Raw genomic sequence first — 15,269 nt, 5'->3', positions numbered from 1 at the left:
TCTCAAGTGATCCTAAATCGAATTTAGAATTCCAAAAATGAAATAAATGAAAAATTACATCAGTTTAGCTGACATAGACAATCTGGAAGACTTAATTTCAGAAGCGATTCAACTGAAGAAAAATAATAACGCTGCAACTCTTGGAAAAGGAAAAACCCTGGGAATGTTGTTTTTTAATCCGAGCCTGCGTACACGCTTAAGTACTGAAAAGGCGGGGCGTTTGCTCGGGATGGATGTGATGGTGATGAATGCCGATAAAGACGGTTGGGCGCTTGAATTTGAAGATGGCGCAGTGATGGATTCCAATAAAGCTGAACACATTCAAGAAGCTGCGGGCGTTTTATCTCAATATTGTGATATCATAGCCGTTCGGGCATTTCCGGAATTGAAAGATCGTGAAAAAGATGAGATGGAACTGGTGATCAATAGTTTCAAAAAATATGCAACAGTTCCCGTGGTAAATCTCGAAAGCGCAACCGGTCACCCCTTACAGGCACTTACCGATGCAATTACGATTTCAGAATTGAAAAAAAGTAAAAACCCCAAAGTGGTTTTGACCTGGGCTCCGCATCCCAAAGCCTTGCCACAATCGGTTCCCAATTCTTTTGCTGAATTTATTCAGAAAACGGATGCTGAACTGGTAATTGCCAATCCGGAAGGTTATGATCTTAATCCAAAGATTACGGGAAATATCAAAATTTATCACAATCAGGAAGAAGCATTAAAAGATGCCGATTTTGTATATGTAAAAAACTGGAGTAGTTATGAAAATTATGGCAACAAACCTGACGTTTCAGAAAATTGGACTTTTAATGGGGATAAATTAAAAATGACCAATAATGCCAAAGTAATGCATTGTTTACCGGTGAGAAGAAATGTGGTGATTGCCGATGAGGTTTTGGACAGTGAGCATTCGGTTGTACTCCAACAGGCCAATAACAGGACTTTTGCGGCACAGGCAGTTTTAAAGCGGTTGTTGGAAAGTTTGTAAAGTTTGAAAGTGAAAAGTAGAATTTTTGTCACATTGAGCTTGCCTCGCCGGCAGGCAGGCGAAGTCGAAATGTGGAAAATTGAGAACTATAAATACTGATGTTGGGTTTTATCAGATAGGATCGTCAAGCTGAACTTGTTTCAGCTTCTAAAGAGATCCTGAAACAAGTTCAGGATGACTAGATTAATACATCAGGTTGAGCTTGATCCAGCTTCCGGATAGATACTGAAAGCGAAAAATCAACAGCGTCAAACATGTTCAGTATAGCGAATAAGAAAAAAGTGCGTATGCAACAAAAACTAAAAATTATAAAAATAGGAGGAAAGCTTATTGAAAATGAGCAAAACCTATCTGTTTTTCTGGATGATTTCGTGAAACTTAAAGGCGCGAAAATCCTTGTGCACGGTGGCGGAAATATGGCCACTGAAGTTGCCGGAAAACTGGGTTTTGAAACCAAGATGCTTGACGGACGCAGGATTACAGATAAAAATTCCATGGAAGTGATCACTATGGTTTACGGTGGCCTCATTAACAAAAATATCGTGGCGAAACTTCAGCATTTAGAATGCAATGCCATTGGATTGTGTGGTGCTGATGGAAATAGTATAATTTCCAAAAAAAGACCGGTAAAAGAAGTTGACTTTGGGTATGTAGGTGATATTGTAAAAATTAATTCTGCCTTTATTTCGTCGCTATTGGAGCAAAAGATCGTTCCGGTTTTTTCGGCGATTTCTTATGGTGGGGAAGGGCAGCTTTTTAATACAAATGCCGATTCTGTCGCTTCGGAAATTGCCCGTGCTTTAAGCCACGATTTTGAAACTGAATTATACTATTGTTTTGAAAAGAAAGGCGTGCTGGCGAATGCGGACGATGATGAATCTGTTATAGAAAATTTAGACCGAAGAAAATATAAAGATTTGATAGAGAAAAAAGTGATCACCGATGGGATGTTGCCAAAATTGCAGAATTGTTTTGAAGCTTTGGAAAATGGGGTAGAAAGGATCTTTTTAGGAAATTCTGAATTGCTTCAGAAAAAGTCGAAACATACAAAAATCATAGCTTAATGAAAATTTCAAAATTGCAGAACCAGGCACTTGAGCTTCTGGAAAATTTGATTATGACGCAGTCTTTTTCCGAAGAAGAAGAGCAAACGGCAACATTACTTGAAGGTTGGATGCATGATCATAATATCGATTTTGAAAGGGATTCAAATAATATTTGGGCGAAAAATAAATATTTCGATGAAGCTAAACCCACGCTTTTATTAAACTCCCATCACGATACGGTAAAACCCAATAAAGGATATACCCGCGACCCTTTTAAAGCTGAAATTCTGGATGGAAAGTTGTTTGGTTTGGGCAGTAACGATGCCGGGGGATGTTTGGTTTCCCTTCTGGCGACTTTCACCTACTTCTATAATTCAGAAGATCTCACCTACAATATCATTTTTGCTGGAACGGCAGAAGAAGAAACTAACGGCAAGGATGGAATTTCTATGATGCTCCCCATTATGCCCAATATTGATGTGGCCATTGTGGGAGAACCTACACTGATGAATCTGGCAGTCGCTGAAAAAGGTTTAGTGGTTTTTGATGCGAAGGTTGTGGGAACTCCTTCCCATGCCGCACACCCAAACGATAATAACTGTATTTATAAATCAGCTAAAGCTTTGCAATGGTTCGAAAATTTTAAATTCCCTAAGCTTTCCGAAATTCTGGGGGAAGTGAAATTAACAGTGACCCAGATAAAGGCAGGAACCCAACATAACGTAGTGCCGGCAGATGTGGATCTGGTTATTGATGTAAGGGTAAACGACCGCTATACGAATGAAGAAGTAAATGAAATTTTACAAAAACAGGCCCCGGTTGATGAAATCATACCGAGATCGTTACGTTTAAATTCATCTTCCATACCCCTGGATCATGAGTTGGTAAAAGCAGGGATTAGTCTGGGCATGAAAACTTATGGTTCGCCAACACTTTCAGACCAGGCGATGCTAAAATGCCCTTCGCTTAAATTGGGTCCCGGGGATTCCACCAGATCGCATTCGGCCGATGAGTTCATTTATGTGAAAGAAGTGGAGGAGGGGATAGAAAAATATATCAAATTGTTGGAAAAAGCTATAAAGTGAAAAGTGGAAGTTGGAAGCGGGAAACTGGATGTTAGAAGTTGGAAAGAAATTGGGTGTAAGTAAACGGGCATTGCGAACGAAGGGAGAAATCTGAGATTCTTCATTCGTAAACTCCTTCGGAATGACGAAACAATATAAACATTCTTGTTTTAAGCCTATGAAAAGAGCTTTCAATTTTGCTCAAGGTGAGCTCATTTGAAAATAAACAATCATCCAATGTTTTGGTTTATATAAAAGAAGAATTAATATTAAAGGTAACAAAGAAAGGAAAAGGTCATTTCGAACGAAGGGAAAAATCTGAGCTTCCTCAGTTGCCGACTCTTCTGGAATGACCAAAATAAAAACCTCATCGTCATCCTGAACTTGTTTCAGGATCTAAAAAAAGAGCAGGAATAATTTCAGCTTGAGGCGCTAAAAAATAAATATTATGAAACTCTGGGAAAAAGGTATTTCTGTAGATAAGCAAATTGAAAAATTTACCGTTGGAAACGATAGGGAACTGGATATGTTTCTGGCAAAATATGATTTGATCGCTTCAGCAGCACACGCGAAAATGTTGGGGAAAATAGGAATACTTGCCGCGGAAGAAGTAGAGGATATTCAAACTGAACTTGAACATATGAAAACCGATCTTGAAAATGGAAATTTCCTTATTGAGGCAGACTTTGAAGATATACATTCCAAAATCGAATATGAACTTACACAAAAATTAGGCGATACCGGAAAAAAAATACATACGGCCCGCTCCAGGAACGATCAGGTTCTGGTAGCACAACAGCTTTATTTTAAAGAAAACCTTCAGGAAATTTCAGCAAAGACTAAGTCTTTAATAGAAATTCTTTTGGGCCTTGCCGAAAAATATCAAGATAAACTTTTACCCGGTTATACGCATTTGCAGGTAGCAATGCCTTCGTCGTTTGGCTTATGGTTTTCAGCTTATGCTGAATTATTAATCGATGATTTGTATTTGCTGGATGCCGGATTAAAAGTCGTAGATCAGAATCCGCTGGGTTCTGCCGCGGGATATGGTTCCTCATTCCCCATAGATCGTGAATTTACCACTAAAGAATTGGGTTTTTCAGAAATGAAGTATAATGTGGTTGCCGCGCAAATGAGTCGGGGAAAATGTGAACGTACGGTAACTTCCAATATTGCCTCACTTTCCAACACACTAGCCCGTTTTGCGATGGATATTTGCCTTTATATGAGTCAGAATTTTGATTTCATTACTTTTCCGGATGAGCTTACCACCGGTTCGAGTATCATGCCACATAAGAAAAATCCCGATGTTTTTGAATTGATTCGGGGCAAGTGCAATAAACTCCAGGCGATCGCCAATGAAATGATTTTGATCACCAATAATTTACCTAGTGGTTACCATCGGGATTTTCAACTTATCAAAGAGAACAGTATTTACGCGGTAGAAAGTATCAAGGAAATTTTGGATATTTTCAGTCATTCCATTCAGCAAATCCAGGTAAAAGATGTGGATTTGAATGATGAAAAGTATAAATATCTATTCACCGTAGATAGTATTAATGATCTGGTCATGCAGGGGAAATCTTTCCGCGAAGCCTATCAGGAAATTGGCGGACAGGTGCAGAATAATACCTATAAGCCTACGGCCGATAAGAAGCATACACATTTGGGGAGCAAGGATCATCTGGCTTTGGATAAGATCAGGGATAAGTTGATGAATGTAACCAGGTAATGATTTGAGAATTTGAGGATGGGTTAATTTGGAAATGTAGCACTGTTAATGTAGCAATAAAGCAATGTATCAATGTATCATACTCATGATAAGCGTCATTGCGAGCAAAGCGAAGCAATCTCTTTGGTAAGACTGCTTCAGTCATTGTATTCCTTCACAGTGACGTTCCTTTGAATTATCCGATGAAATTAATTAATTATGAGTAGAATTATTTTTTTCGAAGCGCTTCTTCACCCCGTTATTGCTCCGTTCTGAATGATAAACGACTGTCATTGCGAGCAAAGCGAAGCAATCTCTTTCGTAAGACTGCTTTAGTCATTGTATTCCTTCGCGGTGACGTATTAATTATGAGGAGGATTATTTAAGGGTTTATACTGAATAAAAAACCTCCCGAAAATCCGAAGATAATCAGGAGGTCACTACACATAAACAGAACATTTAAATAATGGTCATCTGTCCTAAATTAAGATTCTCATCATTAATGGGCAGATCATCAATATCACTAATCACACTTTCTAAAAAGTCACCAACTTTCTCGGTAGAATAGTGATTATCATTATTAATATCTTTAGTACAAACGTTTAGCTGAATGCTTATTTCCACTGCATTTCTCACCAGTTTTGCTTCTTCAGTCAGGCCAAAATGATCCAGCATCATCGCTGCTGAAAGTATGGAAGCTACGGGATTGGCAATCCCCTTTCCTTTTGCCTGTGGATAGGAACCGTGAATGGGCTCGAACATCGAGTATTTATTTCCAATGGAAGCCGATTCCAACAAACCAATACTGCCGCCAATAACGCTGGCTTCATCTGAAAGGATATCGCCAAACATATTTTCAGTAAGGATTACATCAAACTGTTTAGGGTTAAGGATCATCTGCATTGCTGCATTGTCGATAAATAGGAAATCCAGTGTTACATCCTCATATTTTTTTGCAAGACTGGTCACTGTTTTTCTCCATAATCTGGAAGTTTCCAAAACATTTGCTTTGTCTACAAGGGTCAACTTTTTACTTCTTTTTTGAGCCGCCTGGAAAGCCAGGTGCGCAATACGTTCAATTTCTTCTACGGAATAGGTACAAAGGTCTGATGCTGATTTTCCGTCTTCTGAGGTACTTTTTTCACCAAAATAGATTCCGCCGGTCAACTCCCGGAAAATTACCATATTGGCACCCTGAATGTTTTCAGCTTTTAAAGGGGATTTATTGATAAGCTTATCGTAAGCTTTTACCGGTCTTATATTGGCAAATAAGCCTAATTCTTTTCTAAGTTTAAGTAAGCCCTGCTCTGGTCTAACTTTAGCGGAAGGATCGTTGTCATATTTGGGATCGCCAATCGCCCCGAACAACACAGCATCAGAATTCTTACAAATTTTAAGGGTAGAATCGGGCAAAGGAGTTTCAAATAAATCCATTGCTGCCGCGCCTACCAAGGCTTCTTCAAACTTGAACTCATGCTCAAACCTCTCGGCTATTGCTTTCAATACTTTTACTGATTGCTGTGTGATCTCAGGGCCTATCCCGTCACCGGGTAGAACTGCTATAGTAAACTTCATTTTAATTTGCGATTTTGTCCATTTCCTTTTCTGAAACAGATCTTTTTTGTTCGTATTCCTTAATCCTTTCCAATTTACTGGTGAGGAAATCTATATCGTCATATCCATTGATCAAACAGGTTTTCTTGTAGGTATCAATTTCAAATTTTTCTGATTCTCCGGAAGAATTGATTGAAACCAGTTGATTTTCAAGATCAATCTTAATTTCTTCGGAAGGGTTCGCGGTAATGGCGGTAAATAATTTATATAAATAATCTGGGCTTACCTGCACCGGAAGAAGTCCGTTGTTTAAGGCATTACCTTTAAAAATATCAGCAAAATAACTGGAAATAACTACTTTAAAACCATAAGCTTTTAATGCCCAGGCTGCGTGTTCCCTGCTGGAACCACAACCAAAATTATTTCCCGCAACCAGAATTGAACCTTTATATGTTGGATCGTTTAAAACAAAATCTTTGTTTGGTTCGCCAGTTTTATCATATCTCCAATCCCGAAACAAATTATCTCCAAAACCAGCCTTATCCGTAGCTTTTAAAAATCTCGCCGGAATGATCTGATCGGTATCCACATTTTCTGAATCTAATGGAACCGCAGTAGCTGTAAGTGTTGTAAATTTTTCCATTAGTTCAGTTGTTTGGTGAAATCTGTAATTTTTCCGGCAATGGCCACCGCAGCAGCGGTTAACGGACTTGCCAAAATAGTTCGCGATCCGGGCCCCTGTCTTCCTTCGAAATTTCGGTTGCTTGTGGAAACACAATATTCACCTTCAGGAATTTTATCATCGTTCATGGCCAAACAAGCGGAACATCCGGGTTGGCGCAAAGTAAAACCTGCCTCTTCGAATATTTTATCTAAACCTTCTTTTTTGATCTGGACTGCAACCTGTTGTGAACCGGGAACAATCAAGGCATTTACGTTTTTAGCCTTTTGTTTTCCTTTGATGTAGGAAGCGGCAACCCTAAAATCTTCAATCCTTGAATTGGTACAACTGCCTATAAAAATATAGTTGATAGGTTTTTCCAGAAGAATTTCTCCTGGCTTAAAATTCATATAATGTAATGCCTTGGCATCGCTTTTATTTCCTTCCAGCGGAATCATTCCGGTGATCTTGATCCCCATTCCCGGATTTGTTCCGTAGGTGATCATGGGTTCAATATCTTCAGCTTCAAATTCATATTCCTGATCGAACTTCGCATCATCATCGGTTTTTAATGTTTTCCAATGTGCTTTTAATCTTTCGAATTCTTCTCCTTTAGGAGCAAATTCCCTATCCTTTACATATTCAAAGGTAGTCTCATCGGGAGCTATCAGTCCGCCACGCGCGCCCATTTCAATACTCATATTGCAAACGGTCATTCGGCCTTCCATAGACATTTCTTCAAAAACATTCCCGGCATATTCACAGAAGTAACCAGTCCCTGAATTAGTTCCCAATTTGCTGATAATATATAGGATCACATCTTTTGGCAAAACTCCTTTTTTTAGTTTTCCGTTTACGTTAACCCGGAGTTTTTTTGGTTTCTCGACTAATAGACATTGGCTGGCAAAAACCTGGGTAACCTGGCTGGTACCAATCCCAAAAGCAATGGTTCCAAAGGCACCATGTGTAGAGGTGTGGCTATCCCCGCAAACAATGGTCATTCCCGGTTGGGTAATCCCCAATTCCGGAGCCATTACATGCACAATCCCATTATAAGGATGACCTAAACCATACAGCGTGATATTATTTTCTTCACAATTTTGGGTTAGTTCTTTTAACTGTTTTCTGGACAGCAAATCCTTGACCGGTAAATGCTGATTTTCCGTAGGAGTGTTATGATCAGCCGTAGCCACGATCTTATCAGGCCTAAAAACCGGAACGTCCCTTTCTTTTAATTCATTAAATGCCTGCGGACTGGTAACTTCGTGTATCAGATGTTTATCGATATACAAAATATCCGGTCCGTTAGGTATACTTTCCACAATATGGGCGTCCCATATTTTATCAAATAAAGTTTTCTTCATAAAAATTAAGCGATTGCACGGGTATTTTTACGATAAAGTTCCATGATCTGGTGAACATCGTGATCTAAAACCTGTTTTTTTGCATCTGCAAAACTTAAAAATTCGATATAAACTGAGTCAAGTTCCAGTTTGGTTAATTCATAGCCCAATTTTTTGGCCTTATAAGCTAAGGCAGCTCTTCCGCTTCGGGCAGTTAAAACAATAGCCGATTCGGTTACCCCGACATCGGCTGGATCTATGATTTCGTATGTTTCCCTATTCTTGATGACACCGTCCTGGTGAATGCCTGAACTGTGCGCAAAGGCATTGGCGCCAACGATCGCCTTATTTGGTTGCACCATCATGCCCATTTCTCGGGCGACCATATTGCTGGTGTCAAATAATAAACGAGGATTTATATCGGTATTCAAGTTCAAAGAAGGGTGCTGCCTTAAGATCATGACGACTTCTTCTAGGGCCGTATTTCCTGCTCTTTCGCCTATTCCATTAATTGTACATTCTATTTGCCTTGCGCCATTGGTGACCCCTGCGATCGCGTTTGCGGTTGCAAGTCCCAGATCATTATGGCAGTGACATGAAATAATAACATTTTCAATACCCGGCACATGATCTTTCAGATATTTAATTTTCTTACCATATTCCTCCGGAAGACAGTATCCGGTAGTGTCAGGAATATTAAGGACTGTGGCTCCTGCCTTTACAGCTTCAGCACAAATCTTGGCTAAAAATTCATTTTCAGTACGGCCGGCGTCTTCGGCATAAAATTCAACATCATCAACAAATGTTTTGGCATAGGCTACAGCTTCTGCCGCCCGATCGATGATCGCCGATCTGTTGGAATTGAATTTATATTTTATATGAGAATCTGAAGTTCCTATTCCGGTATGTATTCTGGGTTTGCGTGCATATTTCAAGGCTTCAGCAGCAACTTCGATATCTTTTTTAACGGCACGGGTGAGTCCACAAACACTGGCATTCCGAACAAGTTTTGAAATTTCTGTTACAGAATTAAAATCGCCGGGACTGGAAACAGGAAAACCTGCTTCAATCACGTCAACACCAAGTTCATCGAGTCTTTGGGCAATTTTCAATTTTTGTCTTGTATTCAACTTGCAGCCGGGAACCTGCTCACCATCCCTCAAAGTAGTATCGAAAATTTGTACCTTATCTGTACTCATAAGAGTTTTATTTTGCTTTATCTTTATCTAATGTATAGGAAAGACTATACTCCGAGTATGGTGAACTGAAATATGTTACGATACTGGGACTGGTTTAATTAGATTGTAAATACTTTATTTACAGCTACTTATAAATTATTCATTTACAATGACCAATGACTTAACCGAAAACTTGTTTTCTTTAATTAAATCACTTTCAGCTTCAGAAAAACGGCAATTTTCGCTTTATGTGGGGAGAGTGGGAGTAAATTCAGATTCTAAATTCCTGAATTTATATAAGGTAATGTTGCGCCAAAAAAAGTATGATGAGGAGGAAATCCTGGCGAAAACCAAAATTAGCAAACTGCAGCTATCCAATGTAAAAACACATCTTTATAAACAACTTTTAATTTCACTTCGGCTAAATCCGGCACATCAAAATATTCCGGTTTTGATACGGGAGCAATTAGATTTTGCTTATATACTTTATCACAAAGGCCTTTATCAACAAAGCCTGAAAATTTTAGATAAGGTGAAAAGCCTGGCTTTAAACTATGAAGAAAAGAATGTTGCTTTTGAAATTTTGGAGCTGGAAAAAATTATAGAATCGCAATATATCACCCGAAGTATGAGCAATAGGGCGGAAACCCTCATTAGCCAGACTAAAGAGCTTATCCAGTTAAATGTTTTGTCCAGTAAACTTTCCAATTTATCCCTGGAATTATATTCCATTTTCTTAAAGCTTGGATATTGTCGAACTAAAGAGGAAGCCGATGATATTAAGGATTATTTTCAGAAACAGTTACCTGAATATGAGTATAAAATATTAGGATTTCGTGAAAGATTGTGGCTGTATAAAGCGCATTTATGGTATAGTTTCTTAACCCAGGATTTTTTGGGTTGTTATCGATATTCCATGAAATGGAAGGATCTTTTTCAGGAATATCCACATTTAATCCCTATCCATCCGGTTTCTTTTTTAAAGGGCAGCCATTATTTACTGGAATCCCTGTTTTATCTTAACCATACGCAGCTTTTTGAAGAAACTTTAAAACAGCTGGAAGATTCTTTAAGGGAATCTAAAATTCCGCATGATGATAATATTTCAGCCTTGTCATTTTTATATGTCTACTCCAATAAACTCAATTTGCGGTTTATGAAAGGCGCTTTTGGCGATGCTGATGAATTGGTGGATAAGATCGTGACCAAGATCGATAAGTTTAAAGATCGTATCGATGAGCATCATGTCATGGTTTTCTATTATAAAATTGCGTGCCTGTATTTTGGCGACGGCGAGAATAAAAAATGCATTTTGTTTTTAAAGAAGATCATTAATAATAAAAGCCTGGAAATGCGGGAAGACCTGATGTGTTTTTCCCGAATTCTGAACCTTGTGGCACATTATGAAGCAGGACTGGATTATCATTTGGACCGGCTCATTAAGAGTACGTATAAATTTTTGATCAAAATGAACGATATGCATGAAGTTCAAAAGGAAATGATCAAATTTTTAAGGAAGCTGCCCGAGGTGAGTCCGCTGGAAATCAAAGATGAATTCAAAAAACTGCATTCCACCTTAAAGAAATTTGAAGATCATCCTTTTGAAAAACGGGCATTTTTATATTTAGATATTATTTCCTGGTTGGAAAGTAATATCGAAAACCGACCCGTGAAAGTGATTATTCAGGAAAAATCTAAGGAACTCGCCAGATAAACTGCCCTAATTTGTCCCAAAATAAACAGTACTTTCTTAACATTCTTCAGCTAAATATTGCGGTTCTATTTATTAGTACTTCCGGGGTTTTAGGAAGGTATATTGCGCTCTATCCTATTGTCACCATTTTTTACAGAACTCTTCTGGCCGTAGTGATTTTTTACGCTTATTGTAAATGGAAGAAAATTGACCTGAAATTAAAAACGCCGAGGGATAAATTTTTGACGATTCTTGGCGGAGTTTTAATGGGCATACACTGGGTCACTTATTTTTTTTCTTTGCAGTACTCCACCGTGGCGATCGCCATACTTTCAATTTTCACCTATCCGGTAATTACAGCTTTTCTGGAACCTGTTTTTTTAAAATCCAATTTTAATAAAATTCATCTTTTATTGGGAGTATTGGTCATCACAGGTGTTTATTTTCTAAGTCCCGAAATCGATTTTAAGAATAAATATTTTATAGCGGTCATCTTCGGAATTATTTCCGCAATTTTTTATTCACTTCGGAATATTTTAATGAAAAAACAGTTGGGAAAATACAGCAGTTCTTCGCTGATGTTTTATCAAATATTGGTCATTTGTATTTGCCTTTCTCCCATGATATTTTTCAGTAATTTTTCTGAAGTGGCCATGCAATGGAAACCTTTGTTAATTTTGGCAGTTTTAACTACCTGTATTGGGCACACCATGTTTGTGAGGAGTTTTAAAAATTTCAGCATCACCACAGCAAGTATTATGAGTAGCGTCCAGCCCATTTACGGAATAATCCTGGCGGTGATTTTTCTCAATGAAATTCCATCGCCAAAAGTAATGATTGGCGGTGCTTTAATTTTAAGTGCGGTATTGATTGAAAGTTTTGTAGGATTAAAAAAAACCTAAATATCAAACTACTCCAAGCACCTATTTTTGGCTTATTGCTTGTGATCTTTTCAGAAAAATTATAAATGTGGATTTACATTTTAATCCCCTTAATAAAAAATTAATTGAGGATTTGGCTAAAGGTATCTCCCTGCTGAATATCTCCAGATTTATAACCTTTCATAAACCAGTTTCTACGCTGTGCTGAAGTTCCATGTGTAAAGGAATCAGGATTTACCCTACCGCTGGTTCGTTTTTGGATGGCATCATCCCCAACCGCATTTGCAGCGCTCAAGGCTTCTTCAATATCACCTTCACTTAAATATTCACTGTTGTGATTCGTCCAAACCCCGGCATAGAAATCGGCCTGTAATTCTAAAGCAACAGAGAGTTCATTGGCTTCCGACTGATTCCCCTGTTGTTGTAAATTTCGAACTTTTCCAGCCGTTCCTAATAAATTCTGAACGTGGTGCCCCACTTCGTGCGCCATGACATAAGCGATGGCAAAATCACCTCCCTTAGCCCCAAACCTTTGACGTAGTTCTTCAAAAAAACTGAGGTCCATATATAGTTTTTGATCTCCGGGACAGTAAAAAGGTCCGCTGGCAGCTGAAGCCCCACCACAGGCAGTTTGTACAGCATCTGTAAACAGTACCAAACCGGGCTTGCGATATTGCATGCCATTTTCCTGAAAGATCTCGCTCCAGATATCTTCAGTATCTGCCAGCAACGTGGCCGTATATTCGCCCAGTTCTTTCTCTTCAGCAGTAAGTTCCCGGCTTTCAGTGGTTCCTCCGGCACCTTCCAGCTGGTTTAAAACTGAAACATCACCGTCGCTCATAATAAACTGTGCGATCACGAAAATCACCCCAATAATTCCACCACCGGCTAAGATTTTGCCTTTTCCTGACGAACCCCTACGATCTTCAACATTATCACTTTGTCTTCTGCCTCGCCATTTCATACCTCAATTTTTTTTTTAAGTAATAATTTTAAGGATTACGAAGCTTTAATTATTTCATAATTGCATCCCAGATGGGATCTTTTGGGGGAGGGGCAATAATATGGATCTTTTCTTTTTTTACCGGATGGAGAAATTCCAGTTCTCGTGCATGTAAATGAATACCAGCATCTTTATTACTGCGATCAAAACCGTATTTCAGGTCACCTTTTATAGGGGAGCCAATGGCCGATAACTGACTTCTGATTTGATGATGTCTTCCTGTATGGAGATCGATTTCGAGCAAGTAATAATTATCCAGTTTTTTCAAGGTTCGATACTCCAAAATTGCTTTTTTGCTTTCCGGAACTTCTTTTATGTTTGCGTAAGATTTATTTTGCTTGGGATTTCTTTTCATATAATGAATGAGTTCATCCTGTTCTTTTGGAGGGGGATTTTTTACGACAGCCCAATAGGTTTTCTTCGCATCCTTGTCTTTAAATAATTTATTTAATCTTGGTAGCGCTTTGGAGGTTTTAGAAAATAGAACAATTCCGCTAGTTGGGCGGTCCAAACGATGCACTACTCCCAGATAGACATTCCCGGGTTTATTATATTTTTCTTTAAGATATGATTTTACAACATCGCTTAAAGGTTTATCCCCAGTCTTATCGCCCTGTACGATATCTCCCGGACGTTTATTCACCACAATAATGTGATTGTCTTCGTAAAGAACATTAAGATTATCTTCGTTGGAATGTATTTTTTCTGAATTCAATTTTGATAAGTTTTTAGAATTTGCGTTGAATTAAACTAAATAGGAATTCAAATTTCCAACCTTTCTAACTTCTAACTTCTAACTTCTAACTTCTAACTTCTAACTTCTAACTTAATATTGTTCCTGGTCTGAAGGGAAATCTTTGCTTTTTACATCATCGCGATAATGTTCAAATGCCCTGGTCATTTCTGTATAAAGGTCGGCGTAGCGTCTTAAAAATCTTGGGTTAAATTCGTAGGTCATCCCCAACATATCGTGAACTACGAGAACCTGCCCATCAACTCCATTTCCTGCACCAATCCCAATTACGGGGATGCTAATACTTTCAGCAACTTCTTTGGCTAATTTCGCCGGAACTTTTTCCAGAACTACGGCAAAACAACCCATTTTTTCCAACATCTTAGCATCAGATTTTAATTTTTCAGCTTCCTCTTCTTCTTTAGCCCTTACGGTATAGGTTCCGAATTTATAAATAGATTGCGGGGTTAGTCCTAAATGTCCCATAACAGGAATTCCTGCATGAAGGATCCTTTTGATAGATTCCTTTACTTCTTTACCGCCTTCCAGTTTTACCGCATGCGCACCACTTTCTTTCATGATCCTGATGGCAGAGCGGAGGGCTTCTTTTGGATCACTTTGATAACTTCCGAAGGGGAGATCTACAACAACCAGGGATCTTTTTATTGCACGAACTACTCCCGAAGCATGATAAATCATTTGATCGAGGGTGATGGGAAGCGTTGTTTCATGTCCTGCCATGACATTACTGGCACTATCACCAACTAAAATCACATCAATTCCTGCCTCATCTACAATTTTTGCCATCGAAAAATCATAGGCCGTAAGCATCGCGATCTTCTCTCCGTTCGTTTTCATCTCCACGAGCGATTTCACGGTGATCCTTTTGTATTCTTTTTTCGCAAGGGACATTTTCTGAATTTTTAGTTGGGGTAAAAGTAGTAAATTAGTAAACCACCATCAAACCTTCAAAACAATGAAAAAATCACTATTCTTCCTAATATTAATTGTTTCTATAAGTATGAATTCTCAAACTTCAGAAAAGCAAAATACTCCTGAACAATTGGTTAAAGATATGTTTGAAGCTTTTCATAAACAAGACACCCTAGCACTATATAAATTTTCCGCACAGGATACACCACTTTTGTCTGTAAGTAAAAGGCCGAATGGTGAAACCTCTGTAAAAAAGGAAACTTACGGAGGTTTGGTAAAATCTATCGCATCTATTCCTGCGGAAGCTAGTTTTGAAGAAAGGATAGCAGGTTACAACGTTGAAGAAAATGGATTCTGACTAACGTCAAATGTTGTTTTGTATTAAACCTGGTAAAAACCCCAAATCTTCTGGTTTGAGTTCCAATTTAGCAATATTTTTTTTGAGTCTGGTTACGATTTTTAATTTGCGCTTTTGGTC

General features: G+C 38.5%; 14 protein-coding genes. 7 read left to right on the top strand and 7 right to left on the bottom strand.

Annotated features, from left to right (window positions below):
- Positions 1-46 precede the first annotated feature (46 nt).
- The 4 genes from DHD80_RS06145 to argH all read left to right on the top strand — a co-directional run bounded on the left by DHD80_RS06145 (position 47) and on the right by argH (position 4,833).
- Positions 47-991: an N-acetylornithine carbamoyltransferase gene (locus tag DHD80_RS06145; RefSeq protein ID WP_251740276.1), complete on the top strand. Its 945-nt coding sequence runs from the start codon at positions 47-49 to the stop codon at positions 989-991.
- A gap of 287 nt (positions 992-1,278) precedes the next feature.
- Positions 1,279-2,055, top strand: coding sequence for an acetylglutamate kinase (gene argB, locus DHD80_RS06140; protein WP_251740275.1), 777 nt, complete (start codon positions 1,279-1,281; stop codon positions 2,053-2,055).
- Positions 2,055-3,122, top strand: coding sequence for a M20 family metallo-hydrolase (locus tag DHD80_RS06135; protein WP_251740274.1), 1,068 nt, complete (start codon positions 2,055-2,057; stop codon positions 3,120-3,122). The genes argB and DHD80_RS06135 overlap by 1 nt, the downstream gene beginning before the upstream one ends.
- Positions 3,123-3,549: 427 nt before the next feature.
- The gene (gene argH / locus DHD80_RS06130; RefSeq protein ID WP_251740273.1) at positions 3,550-4,833 is read left to right on the top strand and encodes an argininosuccinate lyase; all 1,284 of its coding nucleotides are present in this window, start codon (positions 3,550-3,552) and stop codon (positions 4,831-4,833) included.
- 438 nt (positions 4,834-5,271) lie between these two features.
- Here argH and leuB read toward each other — a convergent pair whose 3' ends face one another.
- Genes leuB through DHD80_RS06110 form a run of 4 tightly spaced genes read right to left on the bottom strand, consistent with a single transcriptional unit; the run spans position 5,272 to position 9,569 of the window.
- Positions 5,272-6,387, bottom strand: coding sequence for a 3-isopropylmalate dehydrogenase (gene leuB, locus DHD80_RS06125; protein WP_251740272.1), 1,116 nt, complete (start codon positions 6,385-6,387; stop codon positions 5,272-5,274).
- A 1-nt stretch (position 6,388) separates the two neighbouring features.
- A complete protein-coding gene (leuD, locus tag DHD80_RS06120; RefSeq protein ID WP_251740271.1) occupies positions 6,389-7,009 on the bottom strand; it encodes a 3-isopropylmalate dehydratase small subunit in 621 nt (206 codons plus the stop codon).
- Entirely contained in the window at positions 7,009-8,391 is a 1,383-nt protein-coding gene (gene leuC, locus DHD80_RS06115) for a 3-isopropylmalate dehydratase large subunit (RefSeq protein ID WP_251740270.1), read from the bottom strand. The genes leuD and leuC overlap by 1 nt, the downstream gene beginning before the upstream one ends.
- Before the next feature lie 5 nt (positions 8,392-8,396).
- Positions 8,397-9,569 (bottom strand): 2-isopropylmalate synthase, encoded by a 1,173-nt coding sequence (locus DHD80_RS06110; RefSeq protein WP_251740269.1) that lies wholly within the window; start codon positions 9,567-9,569, stop codon positions 8,397-8,399.
- A gap of 148 nt (positions 9,570-9,717) precedes the next feature.
- Here DHD80_RS06110 and DHD80_RS06105 point away from each other — a divergent pair, with 148 nt between their 5' ends.
- Complete coding sequence (locus DHD80_RS06105) at positions 9,718-11,262, top strand: hypothetical protein (RefSeq protein ID WP_251740268.1); 1,545 nt, start codon at positions 9,718-9,720, stop codon at positions 11,260-11,262.
- 11 nt (positions 11,263-11,273) lie between these two features.
- Positions 11,274-12,143, top strand: coding sequence for a DMT family transporter (locus DHD80_RS06100; protein WP_251740267.1), 870 nt, complete (start codon positions 11,274-11,276; stop codon positions 12,141-12,143).
- Positions 12,144-12,243: 100 nt separating this feature from the next.
- Here the strand turns inward: DHD80_RS06100 and DHD80_RS06095 are convergent, their stop codons facing one another.
- From DHD80_RS06095 to panB, 3 genes are all read right to left on the bottom strand, one after another.
- Entirely contained in the window at positions 12,244-13,086 is an 843-nt protein-coding gene (locus DHD80_RS06095) for a neutral zinc metallopeptidase (RefSeq protein WP_251740266.1), read from the bottom strand.
- A 49-nt stretch (positions 13,087-13,135) separates the two neighbouring features.
- The gene (locus DHD80_RS06090; RefSeq protein ID WP_251740265.1) at positions 13,136-13,840 is read right to left on the bottom strand and encodes an RluA family pseudouridine synthase; all 705 of its coding nucleotides are present in this window, start codon (positions 13,838-13,840) and stop codon (positions 13,136-13,138) included.
- 111 nt (positions 13,841-13,951) lie between these two features.
- Positions 13,952-14,770 carry a 3-methyl-2-oxobutanoate hydroxymethyltransferase gene (panB, locus tag DHD80_RS06085; protein ID WP_251740264.1) on the bottom strand — a complete coding sequence of 273 codons (819 nt, stop codon included), beginning with the start codon at positions 14,768-14,770 and terminating at the stop codon, positions 13,952-13,954.
- 64 nt (positions 14,771-14,834) lie between these two features.
- Here panB and DHD80_RS06080 point away from each other — a divergent pair, with 64 nt between their 5' ends.
- Positions 14,835-15,149 carry a hypothetical protein gene (locus tag DHD80_RS06080; protein ID WP_251740263.1) on the top strand — a complete coding sequence of 105 codons (315 nt, stop codon included), beginning with the start codon at positions 14,835-14,837 and terminating at the stop codon, positions 15,147-15,149.
- Positions 15,150-15,269 lie beyond the last annotated feature (120 nt).

This window comes from Gramella sp. AN32, assembly GCF_023718305.1.
GTDB lineage: Bacteria > Bacteroidota > Bacteroidia > Flavobacteriales > Flavobacteriaceae > Christiangramia > Christiangramia antarctica.
Note: the sequence above shows the minus strand (reverse complement) of the source record. Positions and strands in the feature narration are given on the sequence as shown.

What these genes read in the sequence shown, in the direction of transcription:
- DHD80_RS06145 (WP_251740276.1), top strand. Translation starts at nt 47, where the DNA reads ATGAAAAATTACATCAGTTTAGCTGACATAGACAATCTGGAAGACTTA.
- argB (WP_251740275.1), top strand. Translation starts at nt 1,279, where the DNA reads ATGCAACAAAAACTAAAAATTATAAAAATAGGAGGAAAGCTTATTGAA.
- DHD80_RS06135 (WP_251740274.1), top strand. Translation starts at nt 2,055, where the DNA reads ATGAAAATTTCAAAATTGCAGAACCAGGCACTTGAGCTTCTGGAAAAT.
- argH (WP_251740273.1), top strand. Translation starts at nt 3,550, where the DNA reads ATGAAACTCTGGGAAAAAGGTATTTCTGTAGATAAGCAAATTGAAAAA.
- leuB (WP_251740272.1), bottom strand. Translation starts at nt 6,387, where the DNA reads ATGAAGTTTACTATAGCAGTTCTACCCGGTGACGGGATAGGCCCTGAG.
- leuD (WP_251740271.1), bottom strand. Translation starts at nt 7,009, where the DNA reads ATGGAAAAATTTACAACACTTACAGCTACTGCGGTTCCATTAGATTCA.
- leuC (WP_251740270.1), bottom strand. Translation starts at nt 8,391, where the DNA reads ATGAAGAAAACTTTATTTGATAAAATATGGGACGCCCATATTGTGGAA.
- DHD80_RS06110 (WP_251740269.1), bottom strand. Translation starts at nt 9,569, where the DNA reads ATGAGTACAGATAAGGTACAAATTTTCGATACTACTTTGAGGGATGGT.
- DHD80_RS06105 (WP_251740268.1), top strand. Translation starts at nt 9,718, where the DNA reads ATGACCAATGACTTAACCGAAAACTTGTTTTCTTTAATTAAATCACTT.
- DHD80_RS06095 (WP_251740266.1), bottom strand. Translation starts at nt 13,086, where the DNA reads ATGAAATGGCGAGGCAGAAGACAAAGTGATAATGTTGAAGATCGTAGG.
- panB (WP_251740264.1), bottom strand. Translation starts at nt 14,770, where the DNA reads ATGTCCCTTGCGAAAAAAGAATACAAAAGGATCACCGTGAAATCGCTC.
- DHD80_RS06080 (WP_251740263.1), top strand. Translation starts at nt 14,835, where the DNA reads ATGAAAAAATCACTATTCTTCCTAATATTAATTGTTTCTATAAGTATG.